Genomic DNA, 17,219 nt, shown 5'->3' with positions numbered 1-17,219 from the left:
GGCGTCCTCTGGACGGACGGCGCTTTCGCGGAACGGCGCAAACGGATCGGATCGGGCGTCCGTGTCCGATCCCTGGTGTGTCTCTTTCGTTGTGCGGGGACATCCGGCCGTTCCGGTGACGGGGTACCACGGACGGCCGTCGTGCTGATGCGTTGATCTGTTGATGAGGTGATATTTGGCTCTACGTGTGATGAGGACCGATAAGGAGGCTTTCCATGCGCGGAGCCACACAAGCCAAGTGGGCCGCTTGCGCAGTTGCCGTTGCCCTGATGGCGACGGCCTGCGGGGGCGGGGGCGGCGGTGGTGGCGGTGGCGCCAATGGGATTGTGAGCTCCTCCTGGGGTGACCCGCAGAACCCGCTTGAACCCGCCAACACCAACGAGGTGCAGGGCGGCAAAGTTCTCGACATGGTCTTCCGGGGGCTGAAGAAGTACGACCCGAAGACCGGTGCGGCCACGAACATGCTGGCCGAAAAGATCGAGTCCACCGACTCGCAGAACTTCACCATCACTCTGAAGGACGGCTGGACTTTCAGCAACGGCGAGAAGGTCACGGCGCACTCGTTCGTGGACGCATGGAACTACGGCGCCCTGCTGAAGAACAATCAGAAGAACGCCTATTTCTTCGGCTACATCGACGGCTACGACAAGGTCCACCCGAACACCGGCAATGCCTCCGCGGCCACGCTCTCCGGCCTCAAGGTCGTCGACCCGAAGACCTTCACGGTCAAGCTGTCGCAGAAGTTCTCGCTCTGGCCGGACACCCTCGGCTACCCGGCCTTCGCACCCCTGCCGAAGGCCTTCTTCACCGACCACGCCGCCTGGGTGTCCAAGCCCGTCGGCAACGGCCCGTACACCATCGAGAACTACACCAAGGGCTCCTCGATGAGCCTGCGCAAGTGGGACGGTTACCCCGGGGACGACAAGGCGCAGAACGGCGGCATCGACCTCAAGGTCTACACGGACAGCAACACCGCCTACACCGACCTGGTCGCGGGCAATCTCGACCTCGTCGACGACGTACCGGCCTCGCAGCTGAAGAACGTCAAGGCGGACCTCGGCGACCGCTACATCAACACCCCGGCCGGCATCATCCAGACGATCGCCTTCCCCTTCTACGACAAGAAGTGGGACACCCCCGGAGGCATCAAGGTCCGGCAGGGCCTGTCGATGGCGATCAACCGGGACCAGATCACCAGCCAGATCTTCCAGAAGACCCGCACTCCCGCCTCCGACTGGACCTCCCCGGTCCTCGGCGAGGAGGGCGGCTTCAAGAAGGGGCTCTGCGGTGCCCCGTGCGAGTACAACGCGGCGGACGCCAAGAAGCTGGTCCAGGAGGGCGGCGGGATCCCCGGCGGCCAGCTGAAGATCTCGTACAACGCGGACACCGGCTCGCACAAGGAGTGGGTCGACGCCGTCTGCAACAGCATCAACAAGGCGCTGGGCAACAACAAGGCCTGCGTCGGCGCCCCGGTCGGCACCTTCGCCGACTTCCGCAGCCAGGTCTCCCAGCAGAAGCTGACCGGACCCTGGCGCGCGGGCTGGCAGATGGACTACCCGCTGATCCAGAACTTCCTGCAGCCGACCTACTACACCAACGCCTCGTCCAACGACGGCAAGTGGAGCAACAAGCAGTTCGACTCCCTGATCGACAAGGCCAACGCCGAGTCCGACAAGGCCAAGGCCGTCTCCACGTTCCAGGACGCGGAGAGGGTTCTCGCCGAACAGATGCCCGTCATCCCGCTCTGGTACCAGAACGGCAGCGCCGGCTACTCGGACCGGATCACCAACGTCGCGCTGAACCAGTTCAGCGTCCCGGTGTACGAGCAGATCAAGGTCAAGTAGGACCCGGAAGCCGGGTGGCCGGTGCACACCCCGCACCGGCCACCCGGCTTCCCCATCCCCGAGTAACTGCCCCCCCGCGACCCCCGGAGCCCCTCATGGGACGGTATGTGATCCGGCGGCTGCTGCAGATGATCCCGGTCTTCTTCGGCACCACGCTGTTGATCTTCCTCATGGTGAACGTGATGGGTGACCCCATTGCGGGTCTCTGCGGCGAGCGCCAGTGCGATCCTGCGACCGCCGCCCAACTCCGCAAGGAATTCGGCCTCGATAAGCCGGTCTGGCAGCAGTACGTCACCTACATGGGCAATGTCTTCACCGGCGACTTCGGCACCGCGTTCAACGGCCAGAAGGTCACCGAGCTGATGGCCACCGCCTTCCCCATCACCATTCGGCTCACCGTCATCGCGATCGTCTTCGAAGTCGTCATCGGCATCAGCCTCGGCGTCGTCACCGGTCTGCGCCGCGGCCGCCCCGTCGACACCACCGTGCTGATCCTGACCCTGGTCGTCATCTCCGTCCCGACCTTCGTCACCGGTCTGCTGCTCCAGCTCCTCCTCGGCGTGAAATGGGGGATCATCGATCCGTCCGTCTCTTCGGAGGCGCCGTTCAACGAACTCCTCGTCCCTGGGCTCGTCCTCGCCTCGGTCTCCCTGGCGTACGTCACCCGGCTCACCCGGACCTCGATCGCCGAGAACGCCCGCGCCGACTACGTCCGTACCGCCGTCGCCAAGGGCCTCCCCAGGCGCCGGGTCGTCATCCGGCATCTGCTGCGCAACTCTCTGATCCCCGTCGTCACCTTCATCGGTACGGACGTGGGCGCCCTGATGGGCGGGGCGATCGTCACCGAGCGCATCTTCAACATCCACGGCGTCGGCTACCAGCTCTACCAGGGCATCCTGCGTCAGAACTCCCAGACCGTCGTCGGGTTCGTCACCATCCTGGTCCTCGTCTTCCTGGCGGCCAACCTGATCGTCGACCTCCTGTACGCCGTACTCGACCCGAGGATCCGCTATGCCTGAGCAGACCCCGGACGAAGTGATCTCTGCGGGAGGAGCGGGTGCGGGCATGGACCTCGCCATTGAGGAAGGGGAGACCCTGGAGAAGACCCCGGGCGGCCCCGAAGGGACCGGGCCGGCGGAGAAACCCCGCAGTCTCTGGTCCGACGCCTGGCGCGACCTGCGCCGCAACCCGGTCTTCATCATCTCCGCCCTGATCATCCTCTTCCTGGTGATCATCTCGATCTGGCCGTCGCTGATCACGAACCAGGACCCGCTCAACTGCGACCTGGGCAAGGCTCAGGAGAGCTCACAGCCCGGCCACCCGTTCGGCTTCGACGGGCAGGGCTGCGACGTCTACACCCGTACGGTCTACGGGGCCAGGGCCTCGGTCACCGTAGGTGTCTGCGCCACCCTCGGAGTCTCGCTCCTCGGCGGCATCCTGGGCGGTTTCGCCGGCTTCTTCGGCGGCTGGTGGGACTCGATCCTCTCCCGTCTCACCGACGTGTTCTTCGGCATCCCGGTCGTCCTCGGCGGCCTGGTCTTCCTCTCCGTGGTGCCCGGCTCCACCGTCTGGCCGGTGATCGGCTTCATCGTTCTGCTGGGCTGGCCGCAGATCGCCCGTATCGCACGTGGCTCGGTCATCACCGCCAAACAGAACGACTACGTCCAGGCGGCCCGAGCGCTCGGCGCCTCCAACTCCCGGATCATGCTCCGCCACATCGCCCCCAACGCGGTCGCCCCCGTGATCGTCGTCGCGACCATCGCCCTCGGTACGTACATCTCTCTGGAGGCGACCCTCTCGTTCCTGGGCGTCGGCCTGAAACCGCCGGCCGTTTCCTGGGGCATCGACATCTCCGCAGCGGCCAACTACATCCGCAACGCCCCGCACATGCTGCTCTGGCCCGCCGGGGCGCTGGCGGTCACCGTGCTCGCCTTCATCATGCTCGGCGACGCGGTGCGCGACGCCCTCGACCCCAAGCTGCGCTGAGGAGCCCGCTGCCATGTTGCTCGAAGTGCGCGATCTGCACGTGGAGTTCCACACCCGGGACGGTGTGGCCAAGGCCGTCAACGGGGTCAACTACTCGGTGGCCGAGAGCGAGACGCTCGCCGTGCTCGGCGAGTCCGGGTCGGGCAAGTCGGTCACCGCGCAGGCGATCATGGGGATCCTCGACATGCCGCCGGGGAGGATCAGCGGCGGCGAGATCCTCTTCAAGGGCCGCGATCTGCTGAAACTGAAGGCGGAGGAGCGCCGGAAGGTCCGCGGTCAGCAGATGGCCATGATCTTCCAGGACGCCCTGTCCTCCCTCAACCCCGTGCTCAGCGTGGGGGAGCAGCTCGGCGAGATGTTCGTGGTGCACCGAGGGATGTCGCGCAAGGACGCCAAGCTGAAGGCCATCGAGCTGATGGACCGGGTCCGCATCCCCGCCGCGAAGGAACGGGTCGGGAACTACCCGCACCAGTTCTCCGGCGGCATGCGCCAGCGCATCATGATCGCCATGGCGCTGGCGCTGGAACCGTCGCTGATCATCGCGGACGAGCCCACCACCGCCCTCGATGTGACCGTCCAGGCCCAGGTGATGGACCTCCTCGCCGAGCTCCAGCGCGAGCTCCACATGGGTCTCATCCTGATCACCCACGATCTGGGCGTGGTCGCCGATGTCGCCGACTACATCGCCGTGATGTACGCGGGCCGGATCGTCGAGTCGGCCCCCGTCCACGAGATCTACAAGGCGCCCGCCCACCCGTACACCAAGGGCCTGCTCCAGTCGATTCCGCGGCTGGACCAGAAGGGCCAGGAGCTGTACGCCATCAAGGGACTGCCGCCCAACCTGCTGCACATCCCGCCCGGCTGCGCCTTCAACCCGCGCTGCCCGATGGCCCAGGAGATCTGCCGAGGCGAGGTGCCGCCGCTGTTCGAGGTGGCCCAACACCGTGAGAGCGCCTGCTACTTCTGGAAGGAGACGCTCGATGCGCGCTGAACAGGGGAGTATTCGCGCGGGCGGCGAACCCATCCTGGAGGTCATCGACCTCGTCAAGCACTACCCACTGACCCAGGGCATCCTGATCAAGAAGCAGGTCGGTGCGGTCAAGGCGGTCGACGGTGTCTCCTTCGAGCTGGCCGCGGGCGAGACCCTCGGCATCGTGGGGGAGTCCGGCTGCGGCAAGTCGACCGTCGCCAAGATGCTCGTCCACCTGGAACAGCCGACGTCCGGCGCGATCAAGTACAAGGGCGAGGACATCACCAAGCTGTCCGGGCGTGCGCTGAAGGCCGTGCGGCGCAACATCCAGATGGTGTTCCAGGACCCGTACACCTCGCTCAATCCGCGGATGACGGTCGGCGACATCATCGGGGAGCCGTACGAGATCCACCCCGAGGTCGCGCCCAAGGGCGAGCGGCGGCGCAAGGTGCAGGACCTGCTCGATGTCGTGGGTCTCAACCCGGAGTACATCAACCGCTATCCGCACCAGTTCTCCGGCGGTCAGCGTCAGCGCATCGGCATCGCCCGCGGGCTGGCCCTCAACCCCGAGATCATCGTCGCCGACGAACCGGTCTCGGCCCTCGACGTCTCCGTACAGGCCCAGGTCATCAACCTGCTCGACCGGCTGCAGGCGGAGTTCAACCTGAGTTACGTCTTCATCGCGCACGACCTCTCGATCGTCCGGCACATTTCCGACCGGGTCGGCGTGATGTATCTGGGCAGGCTCGCCGAGATCGGTACGGACGAGCAGATCTACGATCACCCCACGCACCCGTACACGCAGGCCTTGCTGTCCGCGGTGCCGGTGCCGGACCCGATGGCGCGCGAGTACCGCGAGCGGATCATCCTGCACGGCGACGTGCCGTCCCCGGCCCACCCGCCGTCGGGCTGCCGCTTCCGCACCCGCTGCTGGAAGGCGCAGGAGCGGTGCGAACTGGAGGTGCCGCTGCTCGCGGTTCCGGCGGTCTTCCGGCTGACGGACACCGCGGCCGCACACGATTCGGCGTGCCACTTCGCGGAGGAGAAGCAGGTGGTGCCGCCGGAGGGGCTGCTGGAAGTGCCGGAGACGGAGCCGGTGGAGCCCGGGGCGCCAAAGGAGCCGGGCGGGCCCGGTGAACCGGCTGCACCCGACGACGCCACGGGCAAGGGCGACGGGCCGGCACCCCCGTCCGGAGGCGCGCACGCCGACTGACCGCCGCCGGGAACGCGACCCCGGATTCGTTAACGCACGGGCAACTTGACCGTCGCACGTCCGATATACGAACGCATCACGATGGACAACGTACGGCCGTGCGGGTGCCGTGAACCGGTCGGGGGGCTGTCATGTCCCTCCGGCCGGTTACCCGGTTCAACCGGAGTGCCGGCGTCCCCCTTGTCGGGTGACCGGGCCCGGTGAGTATCGCAGGCGTGATACTCACGCGCGGGGCACGCGTCACCCTTCGCGGGGATCAGCGCCCTCTCCGGTGCGGTGCACGCCCGGCCGTTCGGCATGATCGCCGCCGGGCTGCTGCTGCCCGGCGGGATCCCGGGAATCGCCCGTGTGCTGCACTTCGAGCTGCTCGACCACTTCGGGAAGCTGCCGACCGAGGGCCGGCTCACGGTACCGACGTGGTTCTTCGAAACGACCGCCGGAGTGGTGGTGCTGCTGGCCGTGGCCCGCAGAGGCTTCCCTGACAGCGCCCCCGCCCCCACTGCCCAGGACCAGCGCCACGGCTACCCGCAGCCCGGTGTGTTCGGGCCTCCGCCGCCCTCCCAGCACCCACCGGGCTGGTCGGACCCGCGCGGCCGGCAGAAGCCGTCGAGGGTCTCCCCCCGGCCCTTGGGGGCCGGGGGAGACCGAGGACGGAGCGCCCGACTAGGCCCTGTCCAGCCCCAGCGCCCGCTTCAGGAAGTCCACCTGCAACAGGAGCAGATTCTCCGCAACCTGCTCCTGCGGAGTCATGTGCGTGACCCCGCTCAGCGGCAGTACCTCATGCGGCCGCCCGGCCGAGAGCAGCGCCGACGACAGCCGCAGCGAGTGCGCGACCACCACGTTGTCGTCCGCCAGCCCGTGGATGATCATCATCGGTCGGACCTGGTCCGCGGCCTCGGACAGCCCCTCGTCGGTGAGAAGCGAGTTGTACGCGTACACCTCGGGCTGCTCGGCCGGATCGCCGAGATAGCGCTCGGTGTAGTGCGTGTCGTACAGCCGCAGATCCGTCACCGGCGCACCCACCACTGCCGCATGGAAGACGTCCGGCCGCCGGAGCGCGGCCATGGCCGCCAGGTATCCGCCGTACGACCAGCCGCGGATCGCCACCTTGGAGAGATCCAGCGGGAACCTTTCGGCGAGTGCGTGCAGCGCGTCCACCTGGTCGTCGAGGCTGAGGGCGAAATTGTTCTTGACCGCCTTCTCCCAGCCGGGTGAGCGCCCCGGTGCGCCCCGGCCGTCCGCGACGACGACCGCGAAGCCCTGATCGGCGAACCACTGCGACGTCAGGTGCGGATTGTGGGCGGCAAGGACCCGTCGCCCGTGCGGTCCACCGTACGGATCCATCAGGACCGGAAGCGGACCATCTGATTCCTGATAGTCGGTGGGGAGCAGCACGGCGCACGGAATTCGCTGTGCGCCCCCCTCGGTGAACCGCACCCGGGCCGTCAGAACCGGCTCCTCCGCGTGGTTCGCGACCGTCGCGACCTGCTTGCCGCTCCGGAGCACCCGCACCTCCGTGCCGGGCCGCTCCGGCGACGCCGAGATCAGCACGGTCACCTCGCCCGCCCGGACCGCGGAGTGCACCCCCGCCCCCTCGGAGACCCGCTCCACGCCCAGCTCGTTGACCCGGTAGACATGGCTCTGCCCGATCTCCGGCTCCGCCGCGTCCTCGCCTGCCGAAGCCGACACCAGGACGTCCGACTCGCCGATGTCCAGGACTGCCTGGATCTGCAACTGCGCCCCGGTCAGCGGCCGGTCGCCGACCGCGAGGACCCGCGCCCCGCCCTCGTCCACGATCCGCACGAGCCGCCCGTCCGGCGCCCACGCCGGCACCCCGGGGAACAGGTCCAGCCACACCGGGTCCTCGTCGACGTGAACCGTCCGCGTCGCACCGCTCTCCGTGTCCACCGCGAGGAAGAGCTGACTGCGCTGGTCACGGGCCTGCACCAGGATCAGCGGGGCGCCGTCCGACGACCAGTGCACCTGTGCCAGATACGGATACCGGCCCCGGTCCCACACCACTTCGGTACGGGCCCCGTCCAGGTCCGTCACCAGGAGCCGCACCTCTGCGTTGGGCGTCCCCGCCGCCGGGTACGCGACCTCGGCGGGCTTGCGGTCCGGGTGCGCCGGGTCGGCGATCCACCACCGCTTCACCGCACTGTCGTCGACCCTTGCGACCAGCAGTCGGTCCGACTCCGGCGACCACCAGAAGCCGCGCGAGCGGTGCATCTCCTCGGCCGCGATGAACTCCGCGAGACCGTACGAGATGTGCGGGTCCTCGGGTTCCGCGAGCGCCCGGTCCCCGTCACCCTCCGCCCCCACGACGCGCAGTGCGCCCTTCGACACGTATGCGACATGGCGTCCGTCGGGCGACGGACGCGGGTCCAGCACCGGGCCCGGTACCGGCAGCGCGCGGGCCGTCCCGGCCCGCAACTCGGCGACGTACACCTTCCCGGAGAGCGCGAACGCCGCCAACTCGGCCGCGGAGTCGACCGCATAGCCGACGATCCCCGCAGACCCCTCGCGGCTCCGCTCGCGCCGCGCCCGCTCCTGTGGGGACAGCTTCTCCGCCGAACCGCCCAGCAGCGCCTCGGGGTCGGCGACGACCCGCTCCTTCGGCGTGGAACCGTCCGCCAGGTCCAGCACCCACAGCCGGTTGGTCCGGTCCGTGCCGGAGGCCGACCGCAGGAAGATCACCCGCTCCCCGTCCGGAGAGACGGTGAACGCCCGCGGAGCGCCGAGGGTGAACCGCTGCGTTCTGGCGTGCTGACGGGGAAACGAGAGCTTCTGCGAGGTCATACCCCCGAACCCTAGGGCCTGAGCGGAGTGAGAAACGCGGAACCGGACATAGCGCCCGACCGTCCGGTCGTGCGCCCCTCGTGCTGCTGTGCCCCCGATCAATGCTGTGGCACGGATAGTTATGATCCGTAGCGCTCGGTGGGTATGAACCTGCTGGCTCCATGTGTGCTGCCCGGCCCGACCGTACTGATGGAGGTGAACCGCCGTGGCACTCTCGATTTCGGCGGTGGTGCTGCTGGCGATCGTCGTCTTCCTGCTGATCCGGAAATCCGGACTGAAGGGCGGACATGCGGTGGTCTGCATGCTGCTCGGTTTCTATCTCGCGAGTTCGTCCATTGCCCCCACCATCTCGGAGCTGACCACGAATGTGGCCGGCATGATCGGCGACATCAAGTTCTGATCCGGGGCCTGTCCTTCGGATCATGCCGGGCTCGCGGGAGCCCGGCACGCGCAGCTGCGACGGGCCCCGGCCCCCTCCGTGGTCGGCCCGCAGGGCAGTCGGCTCGTAGGGTGGGTCCCATGACGGACCTTCCCGCCCGTCGTCTGCTCCTGGTGCATGCGCACCCCGACGACGAGTCGATCAACAACGGCGCCACCATGGCCCTGTACGCGGCCCATGGCGCCCGGGTCACTCTGGTGACCTGCACGCGCGGCGAGGAGGGCGAGGTCATCCCGCCCGAACTCGCCCATCTCGCGGCCGATCGGGACGACACCCTTGGTGACCACCGCATCGGTGAACTCGCTGCCGCGATGAAGGAGCTCGGGGTCACCGACCACCGTTTCCTCGGCGGACCCGGACGGTTCCGCGATTCCGGAATGATGGGTGCCGAGCAGAATCACCGCCCCGGCGCCTTCTGGAACACGGACGTGGACGAGGCCGCCGGGTACCTCGTGGAGGTGATCCGCTCGGTACGCCCCCAGGTCCTCGTCACCTACGACCCCGACGGCGGGTACGGGCACCCCGACCACATCCAGGCGCACCGCGTCGCGATGCGCGCCGCGGACCTGGCGGCCGACCCCGCGTACCGCAGCGGACTCGGTGCCCCGCACGCCATCGACAAGATCTACTGGAACCGGGTGCCGCGCTCCGTCGCCGAGCAGGCATTCGCGCAACTGCGCTCGACGGCCCCCGACGCCTTCCCGGGGATCGCCGCGATCGACGACGTACCGGGTGTGGTGAACGACACCCGGATCACCGCGGAGATCGACGGTGCCGCCCACGCGGCGGCCAAGACGGCGGCGATGCGGGCACACCGCACCCAGATCGCCGTGGACGGCCCGTTCTTCGCCCTCTCGAACGATCTGGGTCAGCCCGTCTTCACCACCGAGTACTACGAGTTGGTACGCGGAACGTCCGGAGCGCCCGCGGGTGCACGGGAACACGATCTCTTCACGGGCGTACCGGGCGTACCGGGCGTACCGGGCGTACCGGGCGTACCGGGCGTACCGGGCGTACCGGGCGCATCGGGTACGGAGGACGTGCCGGGGGCTGAGTCGGGAGCACGGCCATGAGCAACGGCAAGCAACGCCGAACCCGAACCGACACTCCGCCCCGGGAGCCCGTGCCCACCGGTCTCGCCGCACCCCTGAACCCGGGCCGCATCGGGGCCTACCTGGGCCTCGCGGTCCTCGGTGCGCTCGTCGGGCTCGCGGGAGCGTTCGTCCAAGCCGCATGGTTCCCGGGTGGTTTGCTGCTCGCGCTGGTGGCCTGCGCCGGACTGTTCTACGGGGGCCGCATCCTCATCGGGACCCAGATCGGCGCCCTCGCGCCCGCCGCGGGCTGGCTGATTTCGGTCATCGTTCTGCTCGGCGGACGGCCGGAGGGCGACTACGTCTTCGGCGACGAACTGGGGCTCACCCTCTTCATGCTGGGGGGGATGGCCGTCGCTGTGATGTGTGCCACCATGTCGCGGTCGCCCCAACAAGGCGCCGACAACGGCCGACCTGGCAAGTAATGTGCCACGTCCGATCCCGTAATGCCCCCTGTCCGTCGGGGAGGCGCACCGTCGTTTCCCCCGGTCGCGGGGTGTCTGTCGGTGGCGGCCAGTATGGTGGTTCGCGCGCCGAGCCGTCCCCTGGCCTGCGGCACGGGGGAAGTACGGGCGGCGGAGCCAATCGGGAGAACCTGCTTTGAGTCGTGAAACTGACAGTTCGTCCACCGGCCCCCAGGGGCGCGGGGGAGCCGCGTATCCCTCGGGTACGCCGCCGTACGGATCACGCCAGTATCCGTCGCTGCACCCTTCGCAGGACGCCCCGGAGGAGACCCCGGAGCCTGCGGATCCACCTCAGTCCGAAGAGCCGAGGACCGAGACGACGCTGACGACGCGTATCCGGATCAACATCCCCGGCTCGCGGCCCATCCCGCCGGTCGTGATGCGTACGCCGATGGGCGATGCCGACGCGGACGCCGCGCGTGAGCGCACGGGCAGCACACCGCGCCCGGGCGCACCCGAGTCCGGCGGTACGCCGGGCGGATCGGGCAAGCCGGGCGCATCGGGCGGACAAGCCACCAACGCGAGAGACGGCTCCGCGACCGCGGACCCGAGCGCCGAGAAGCCGGCCAGGGAGAAGAGCGGCAGCGACTGGTTCGCCCCGCGCAAGGCACCGACGAACACGTCGGTGGTCGACGCCGCGGCCGGGCCGGCCGGCAGCGCCGCTGCCGGATCCGCCGGTGCGGGCGGGGGTGCCGGATCCGGTGCTCCCACCCCGCCGCGCGCCGATCTGCCGTTCTTCTCGGACGGTCCGCAGCGCACCGGCGACCAGGGCGCGCCCCGCCCCGGCGACGACTCCGCGGTCCCGGGCGGGCCGCGTGCCACGCCGAATCTCGGTGTGCGTACGCCGGGTCCGTCCGGCCCGACGACCGGCCCGGTCACCGGCACCTCGTCCCTGACTCCCCGCCTCGGCGGACCGGACGGCTTCGGCCCCGGCCCGGCAGGTCCGGGTGCGGGCCAGGCGCGTCCCGGCGGACCGTCCGCTCCCGGCACCCCCGGTGGCGTACCCCCGCGGATGTCCGACGACACGGCCGTCCTCACACCGCAGTTCGCACCGCCCGGCCCCGGCGGCCATGTCTCGGGGGAGACGCTCAACAGCGGTATCCCTGTCGTCCCGCCGGAGCACCGCTCGCCGTCCGCCCCGTCCCTGTTCCCGAACGTGGGCGGCCCCGCGGGTCCGGGTCCGCGCGCCGACCTGCCGCCCCGAGGCCCGAACGACCCGATGGGCAGCGGACCTGCAGGACCGGGCGGCCCCGCCGCCCAGGCGCCCGCCCCCGCCCGCCCTGCCCCGGCCCCGGCGAAGAAGAAGGGCCGCTCGAAGCCGGTCCTGCTCGGCGCGGGCGTCGTCGTCCTGGCCGGTGTCGCCTACGGCGCGGGGCTGTTGATGAACCACTCCGAGGTCCCCAAGGGGACCACCGTCCTCGGCGTCGACATCGGCGGCGGCACGAAGGAGCAGGCCGTCGCCAAGCTGGACGAGGCTCTCGGCGAGCGCGCCAAGACCCCCCTCCAGCTCTCCGTCGACGGCAAGAACGAGAAGCTCGCCCCGGAGAAGGCCGGTCTCGCGCTGGACAGCGTGGAGACCGTGCGCGGCGCCGCGGGCAGCGACTACAACCCGGTCTCGGTGATCGGCTCCCTCTTCGGCGCCGAGCGCAAGGCCGACCCGGTGATCCCGGTCGACGAGGAGAAGCTCGGGGTCGCGCTGACGGACCTGGCGGGCGTGTCCGGCTCCGCCAACGACGGCACGATCAAGTTCGAGCCGGGCAAGGCCGTCGCGGTCCCCGGCAAGGTGGGCAAGGCGCTGGACGTCAACAGGTCGATGATCTCGGTACGGGACGCGTACCGTGCCCAGGTGCAGACGGGCAAGGCGGCCACGGTCCAACTGCCGGTCACCACCCGCCAGCCCACCATTGCCCAGGCCGAACTGGACCGGGCGATGAAGGACTTCGCGAAGCCCGCGATGTCCGGCCTGATCACGATCAAGGCAGGGCCCAAGCAGATCCAGTTCGGACCGGCGAAGTCGCTGCCGCAGATCCTCTCCATGAAGGCGGTCGACGGCCGGCTGGTCGAGGTCTACAACAAGACCGCGATCGACACCCTCTGTGACGGCGTCTTCGACGGCATCATGATCACCAAGGGTGACGGCAAGAAGCACCAGCTCAGTGCGGACGATGTGGCACACGCCATACAGACCGCGCTGCTCGGCAAAACCCCTACCGAGCGCACCGTCACCATCGCCCTCGACGGCAACGGATAGCACCACCGAAGCACGGATCCCGATGACGCCGCCCCCTGTTCCGGGGGCGGCGTCATGCGTGGGGCATGACATCTGTCATCCCCGATTCACGACCCGTGACCCTGCCGGGCGGCCACTCCACTCCGCCAGCCTGGACGCATGACAACGGCAGCCACCGAAGCCACCACCGCGCGCGCCGCAGTGGTCAGCTTCGACCAGGTCAGCAAGGCGTACGGAGACGTATGCGCCGTCGACGGGCTCACCCTCGACCTGCACCCCGGCGAGACCGTGGCGCTTCTCGGCCCCAACGGCGCCGGCAAGTCCTCCACTCTCGACCTGCTCCTCGGCCTGCGCACCGCGGACTCCGGCACGGTCCGGCTCTTCGGCGCTTCCCCGCAGGAGGCGATCGCCAAGGGCCGGGTCGGCGCGATGCTGCAGACCGGCGGCCTGATGGAGGACGTCACCGTCGAGGAGATCGTCCGGCTCGTCTGCGATCTGCACCCGCGGCCGTACCCGGTCGGCGACGTACTGGCCCGTGCGGGCATCGCGTCGATCGCCGACCGGATGGTCAACAAACTCTCCGGCGGTCAGGAGCAGCGCGTACGGTTCGCGCTCGCCACCGCCGGGGCCAATGACCTGATCGTCCTCGACGAGCCGACCACCGGCATGGACGTCACCGCCCGCCAGGCGTTCTGGGCCACCATGCGGGAACAGGCCGAGCAGGGACGTACCGTCCTGTTCGCCACCCACTACCTCGAAGAGGCCGACGCGATCGCCGACCGCGTCCTCGTCCTCCACAAGGGGCGGCTCCTCGCCGACGGCACCGCTGCCGAGATCAAGGCGAAGGCCGGGGCCCGCCGGATCTCGTTCGAACTCGAGGGCGCGGTCGACGAATCGTCCCTGCGCGGCCTGCCGTTCCTCTCCACGCTCGACATCAGCGGCAACCGGGTCCGTATCCAGTCGCACAACGCCGACGCGACCGTCCACGCGGTCTACGCGCTCGGCCTCTACCCGCGCGAACTCGAAGTCGCAGGACTCGGCCTGGAGCAGGCCTTCGTCGCCATCACCGAGGCCGAGGAGGCCAGGACCGCATGCTGAACTTCTTCTCGTGGGCACTCGTCAAGCTCGAAGTGACCCGCACCCTGCGGAACAAGAAGTTCATGTTCTTCTCGGTCATCTACCCGTCGGTGATCTACCTGCTGATCTCCGGAACCCGGAACACCACCGACAAGGTCCCGCACACCGACCTGACCCTGCAGGCCTTCTTCATGGTTTCGATGGCCTCCTTCGGTGCTCTGACCGCCGTCCTCATGGGTAACAGCGAGCGCATCGCCAAGGAGCGCGAGAAAGGCTGGGTCCGCCAGCTGCGCCTCACCCCGCTGCCCAGCCGCGGCTACGTCCTGGCGAAGATCGCCAGTGCCGCGATGGTCACCCTGCCGTGCATCGTGGTCGTGTTCCTGGTCGCCGCCGTGGTCAAGCACGTACGGATGGAGACCTGGCAGTGGTTCGCGCTGATCGGGGTCATCTGGGCCGGATCGCTGGTCTTCGCGGCGCTCGGCGTCGCCATCGGCTACATCGCCAGCGGGGACGCGGTCCGCCCGATCACCATGATCATCTACTTTGCGCTGTCGATCCTCGGCGGCCTGTGGATGCCGAGTGCGACCTTCCCGCAGTGGCTCCAGAACATCTCGGAGTGGCTGCCGACCCACGCGTACGCTTCACTCGGGCAGGCGGTCGAGATGGGCGGCTCGCCGCACGCCAAGGACGTCGCCATCCTCTGCGTCTACTTCCTGCTCTTCGCGGGCGGCGCGGCCTGGCTCTACCGGAAGGACACCCTGAAGGCGTGAACGACGACGAGACGTTCGTGGGGATCGGGCGCCCGCCGACCGACCGCCGTCAGGTGGGCGTCAAGCTGCTCTGGATCGGCATCTGGCTCGCGTTCATGAGCGCCCCGGTCAAGGACCTCATCGACGGCAACCACACCCCGTGGGCCGCCGGGCTGGGAGCTCTCGGCCTGCTGGTCTTCGTCGGGACATACCTGGCCCTGGTCTTCCGTCACACCTCGAAGGCGCTGGACCGCCGCCGGGTCGGGGCGGCGATCACCTTCCTCGGCGCCCTGGCAGCCCTCCTCTCCCTGACGCTGGGCACCCCGTGGCTGGTCCTCTTCGTGTACGTCTCCGTCACCGTCGGGGCCACCCTCCCCCTGAGGACCGCCGGCTGGCTGATCCCCGTCGTCACCGCCGTACTCGTCGGCCTCGGCCTGACCGGCGACCACCCGCGCGAGGTCATCACCGCCCTGGTCTTCCCCGCCCTGCTCGGCGGATTCGCCATGACCGGCGTACGGCAGATGATCCGTACGACGATCGAGCTGCGCGAGGCCCGCGCCACCGTCGCCCAGCTCGCCGCCAACGAGGAGCGGCTGCGGCTCGCCCGCGATCTGCATGACCTGCTCGGCCACTCCCTCTCCCTGATCACGCTCAAGAGCGAGCTGGCGGGGCGGATGCTCCCCGACCACCCCGAGCAGGCCGCGCTCCAGGTCGCCGACATCGAACAGGTCAGCCGCCAGGCACTGGTGGACGTCCGCAGCGCGGTCACCGGCTACCGGCGGCCCACGCTCCCCGGCGAGCTGGCCGGGGCCCGTACCGCACTCGTCGCCGCGGGCATCGTCGCCGACATCCCGACGGACGCCCCCGCCGAGCTGCCCGAGAAGCCGGAGGAGGTCCTCGCCTGGGCGTTGCGGGAAGCCGTCACCAATGTCGTACGCCACAGCGGCGCCCGCCGCTGCGCGGTCACGCTCACCCCCCGCCAGACGCTCGACGGCCGGGTCCTCGAACTCACCGTGGCGGACGACGGCCGGGGCGGCTCCGGAACGAAGGCGGGCAACGGCCTCACCGGCATCAGCGAACGACTCGGCACGATAGATGGCACGCTGGCCACCCGGGCCACCGACTCCGTTTCCGGTAAAGGCTTCACCCTCACCCTCAGTGTTCCGCTCGGATCCGGCCTAGGATCCGGTGAATGAGCATGATCAGACTCCTCCTTGCCGAGGACCAGTCCATGGTGCGCGAGGCCCTCGCGGCGCTGCTCGGTCTGGAACCCGACATCGAGGTGGTGGCCCAGGTCGCCCGTGGTGACGAGGTCCTCGCGGCGGCCCGCGAGAATGCCGTCGATGTCGCCCTCCTCGACATCGAGATGCCGGGCATGACCGGCATCGAAGCGGCGGGCGTGCTGCGCCGGGAACTCCCGGCCGTGAAGGTCGTCGTCGTCACGACCTTCGGCCGCCCCGGCTATCTGCGCCGGGCGATGGAGTCGGGCGCGGACGCGTTCCTGGTGAAGGACGCCCCGGCGTCCCAGCTCGCGGAAGCGGTACGGAAGGTGCTCGCCGGTGAACGCGTCATCGATCCGACCCTGGCGGCCGCCGCGCTCGCCGACGGCGCGAGCCCACTGACCGAGCGCGAACGCGACGTGCTGCGCACGGCGGCCGACGGCTCCACCAACGCGGAGATCGCCACAGCCCTCCATCTCTCGCAGGGCACGGTCCGCAACTACCTGTCCACGGCGATCCAGAAGACGACGGCACGCAACCGGGCGGAAGCGGTGCGCATCGCGAGCGAGAAGGGCTGGTTGTAGGGCCGGCCCCGGGGTGCGGCAGCCTCGGCGCCGCCCTGACCTGGAGAAATTCCGGTTTCGCGGGATCAGCGGAGCTGGCACACTTCTGCTTCATGACGACAGGACGCAGCGCGGGCGTGAACCTGCGCGTCGGTGCGGAGGACGCGGAGCTCTCCGCCCGGCTGAGCGAAGAGCTGACGGCCTTCAACAACCATGCGACGGGCGCCCACGACGACCGGGGGCTCTCGGTGCGGGTCACCGACGAGGCGGGTGACCTGGTGGCGGGGCTGGTCGGCTGGACCTGGGGCGGGTGCGCCGGGATCTCCGAGGTGTGGGTGCGGGCCGACCGGCGTCACGAGGGGTGGGGCGCCCGACTGGTGCGTGCCGCCGAGGACGAGGCTCTGGCGCGCGGCTGCACCTCCGTGATCGTCTCGTCGATGTCCTTCCAGGCGCCCGGTTTCTACCGTCGGCAGGGCTATCTGGAGACCGGCAGCGGCGGTGGGCTCCCGGGCGGCCACACCCGTCATCACTTCTTCAAGGAGTTGGAACGGACGGAGAACGTCAGCTGAGGGGC

The 17,219-nt window shown here is 69.4% G+C and carries 16 protein-coding genes; 14 read left to right on the top strand and 2 right to left on the bottom strand.

Annotation, left to right across the window (positions count from 1 at the left end; genetic code table 11):
* Positions 1-215 precede the first annotated feature (215 nt).
* The 5 genes from OG972_RS15210 (at position 216) to OG972_RS15190 (ending at position 6,013) form a co-directional block, all read left to right on the top strand.
* Positions 216-1,844 (top strand): ABC transporter substrate-binding protein, encoded by a 1,629-nt coding sequence (locus OG972_RS15210; RefSeq protein WP_266981887.1) that lies wholly within the window; start codon positions 216-218, stop codon positions 1,842-1,844.
* Between the two features lie 95 nt (positions 1,845-1,939).
* Entirely contained in the window at positions 1,940-2,863 is a 924-nt protein-coding gene (locus OG972_RS15205) for an ABC transporter permease (RefSeq protein ID WP_266981885.1), read from the top strand.
* Entirely contained in the window at positions 2,856-3,830 is a 975-nt protein-coding gene (locus OG972_RS15200; protein WP_266981883.1) for an ABC transporter permease, read from the top strand. The genes OG972_RS15205 and OG972_RS15200 overlap by 8 nt, the downstream gene beginning before the upstream one ends.
* 13 nt (positions 3,831-3,843) lie before the next feature.
* Positions 3,844-4,821 (top strand): ABC transporter ATP-binding protein, encoded by a 978-nt coding sequence (locus tag OG972_RS15195; protein ID WP_266981881.1) that lies wholly within the window; start codon positions 3,844-3,846, stop codon positions 4,819-4,821.
* Positions 4,811-6,013 (top strand): ABC transporter ATP-binding protein, encoded by a 1,203-nt coding sequence (locus tag OG972_RS15190; protein ID WP_266981879.1) that lies wholly within the window; start codon positions 4,811-4,813, stop codon positions 6,011-6,013. Before OG972_RS15195 ends, OG972_RS15190 begins: the two co-directional genes overlap by 11 nt.
* A 240-nt stretch (positions 6,014-6,253) precedes the next feature.
* Here OG972_RS15190 and OG972_RS15185 read toward each other — a convergent pair whose 3' ends face one another.
* Positions 6,254-6,388, bottom strand: coding sequence for a hypothetical protein (locus tag OG972_RS15185; protein WP_266981877.1), 135 nt, complete (start codon positions 6,386-6,388; stop codon positions 6,254-6,256).
* Between the two features lie 288 nt (positions 6,389-6,676).
* Entirely contained in the window at positions 6,677-8,812 is a 2,136-nt protein-coding gene (locus OG972_RS15180) for an alpha/beta fold hydrolase (RefSeq protein WP_266981875.1), read from the bottom strand.
* Positions 8,813-9,017: 205 nt separating this feature from the next.
* Between OG972_RS15180 and OG972_RS15175 the strand changes: the two genes are divergently transcribed.
* The 9 genes from OG972_RS15175 to OG972_RS15135 all read left to right on the top strand — a co-directional run bounded on the left by OG972_RS15175 (position 9,018) and on the right by OG972_RS15135 (position 17,214).
* Positions 9,018-9,212, top strand: coding sequence for a hypothetical protein (locus OG972_RS15175; protein WP_266981873.1), 195 nt, complete (start codon positions 9,018-9,020; stop codon positions 9,210-9,212).
* 119 nt (positions 9,213-9,331) lie between these two features.
* Positions 9,332-10,324: an N-acetyl-1-D-myo-inositol-2-amino-2-deoxy-alpha-D-glucopyranoside deacetylase gene (gene mshB / locus OG972_RS15170; RefSeq protein WP_266981871.1), complete on the top strand. Its 993-nt coding sequence runs from the start codon at positions 9,332-9,334 to the stop codon at positions 10,322-10,324.
* A complete protein-coding gene (locus tag OG972_RS15165) occupies positions 10,321-10,767 on the top strand; it encodes a DUF6113 family protein (RefSeq protein ID WP_266981869.1) in 447 nt (148 codons plus the stop codon). The genes mshB and OG972_RS15165 overlap by 4 nt, the downstream gene beginning before the upstream one ends.
* Before the next feature lie 175 nt (positions 10,768-10,942).
* A complete protein-coding gene (locus tag OG972_RS15160; RefSeq protein WP_266981867.1) occupies positions 10,943-13,057 on the top strand; it encodes a hypothetical protein in 2,115 nt (704 codons plus the stop codon).
* Between the two features lie 138 nt (positions 13,058-13,195).
* Positions 13,196-14,134 carry an ABC transporter ATP-binding protein gene (locus OG972_RS15155; RefSeq protein WP_266981865.1) on the top strand — a complete coding sequence of 313 codons (939 nt, stop codon included), beginning with the start codon at positions 13,196-13,198 and terminating at the stop codon, positions 14,132-14,134.
* Positions 14,128-14,883 (top strand): ABC transporter permease, encoded by a 756-nt coding sequence (locus tag OG972_RS15150; protein WP_266981863.1) that lies wholly within the window; start codon positions 14,128-14,130, stop codon positions 14,881-14,883. The genes OG972_RS15155 and OG972_RS15150 overlap by 7 nt, the downstream gene beginning before the upstream one ends.
* Positions 14,880-16,058 (top strand): sensor histidine kinase, encoded by a 1,179-nt coding sequence (locus OG972_RS15145; protein WP_266981861.1) that lies wholly within the window; start codon positions 14,880-14,882, stop codon positions 16,056-16,058. The genes OG972_RS15150 and OG972_RS15145 overlap by 4 nt, the downstream gene beginning before the upstream one ends.
* Positions 16,055-16,666 carry a response regulator transcription factor gene (locus tag OG972_RS15140; RefSeq protein ID WP_266981860.1) on the top strand — a complete coding sequence of 204 codons (612 nt, stop codon included), beginning with the start codon at positions 16,055-16,057 and terminating at the stop codon, positions 16,664-16,666. The genes OG972_RS15145 and OG972_RS15140 overlap by 4 nt, the downstream gene beginning before the upstream one ends.
* Positions 16,667-16,758: 92 nt before the next feature.
* Complete coding sequence (locus tag OG972_RS15135; RefSeq protein WP_266981859.1) at positions 16,759-17,214, top strand: GNAT family N-acetyltransferase; 456 nt, start codon at positions 16,759-16,761, stop codon at positions 17,212-17,214.
* Positions 17,215-17,219 lie beyond the last annotated feature (5 nt).

The sequence above is a fragment of the Streptomyces sp. NBC_01669 genome (assembly GCF_026339735.1).
Taxonomy (GTDB): domain Bacteria; phylum Actinomycetota; class Actinomycetes; order Streptomycetales; family Streptomycetaceae; genus Streptomyces; species Streptomyces yanii.
This window is presented reverse-complemented; position numbering and strand designations above follow the sequence as displayed.

Excerpts from the sequence above, each read along its gene's own strand:
- OG972_RS15205 (WP_266981885.1), top strand. The coding sequence starts at position 1,940 with ATGGGACGGTATGTGATCCGGCGGCTGCTGCAGATGATCCCGGTCTTC.
- OG972_RS15135 (WP_266981859.1), top strand. The coding sequence starts at position 16,759 with ATGACGACAGGACGCAGCGCGGGCGTGAACCTGCGCGTCGGTGCGGAG.
- OG972_RS15200 (WP_266981883.1), top strand. The coding sequence starts at position 2,856 with ATGCCTGAGCAGACCCCGGACGAAGTGATCTCTGCGGGAGGAGCGGGT.
- OG972_RS15195 (WP_266981881.1), top strand. The coding sequence starts at position 3,844 with ATGTTGCTCGAAGTGCGCGATCTGCACGTGGAGTTCCACACCCGGGAC.
- OG972_RS15165 (WP_266981869.1), top strand. The coding sequence starts at position 10,321 with ATGAGCAACGGCAAGCAACGCCGAACCCGAACCGACACTCCGCCCCGG.
- OG972_RS15190 (WP_266981879.1), top strand. The coding sequence starts at position 4,811 with ATGCGCGCTGAACAGGGGAGTATTCGCGCGGGCGGCGAACCCATCCTG.
- OG972_RS15150 (WP_266981863.1), top strand. The coding sequence starts at position 14,128 with ATGCTGAACTTCTTCTCGTGGGCACTCGTCAAGCTCGAAGTGACCCGC.
- mshB (WP_266981871.1), top strand. The coding sequence starts at position 9,332 with ATGACGGACCTTCCCGCCCGTCGTCTGCTCCTGGTGCATGCGCACCCC.
- OG972_RS15155 (WP_266981865.1), top strand. The coding sequence starts at position 13,196 with ATGACAACGGCAGCCACCGAAGCCACCACCGCGCGCGCCGCAGTGGTC.
- OG972_RS15140 (WP_266981860.1), top strand. The coding sequence starts at position 16,055 with ATGAGCATGATCAGACTCCTCCTTGCCGAGGACCAGTCCATGGTGCGC.
- OG972_RS15180 (WP_266981875.1), bottom strand. The coding sequence starts at position 8,812 with ATGACCTCGCAGAAGCTCTCGTTTCCCCGTCAGCACGCCAGAACGCAG.
- OG972_RS15210 (WP_266981887.1), top strand. The coding sequence starts at position 216 with ATGCGCGGAGCCACACAAGCCAAGTGGGCCGCTTGCGCAGTTGCCGTT.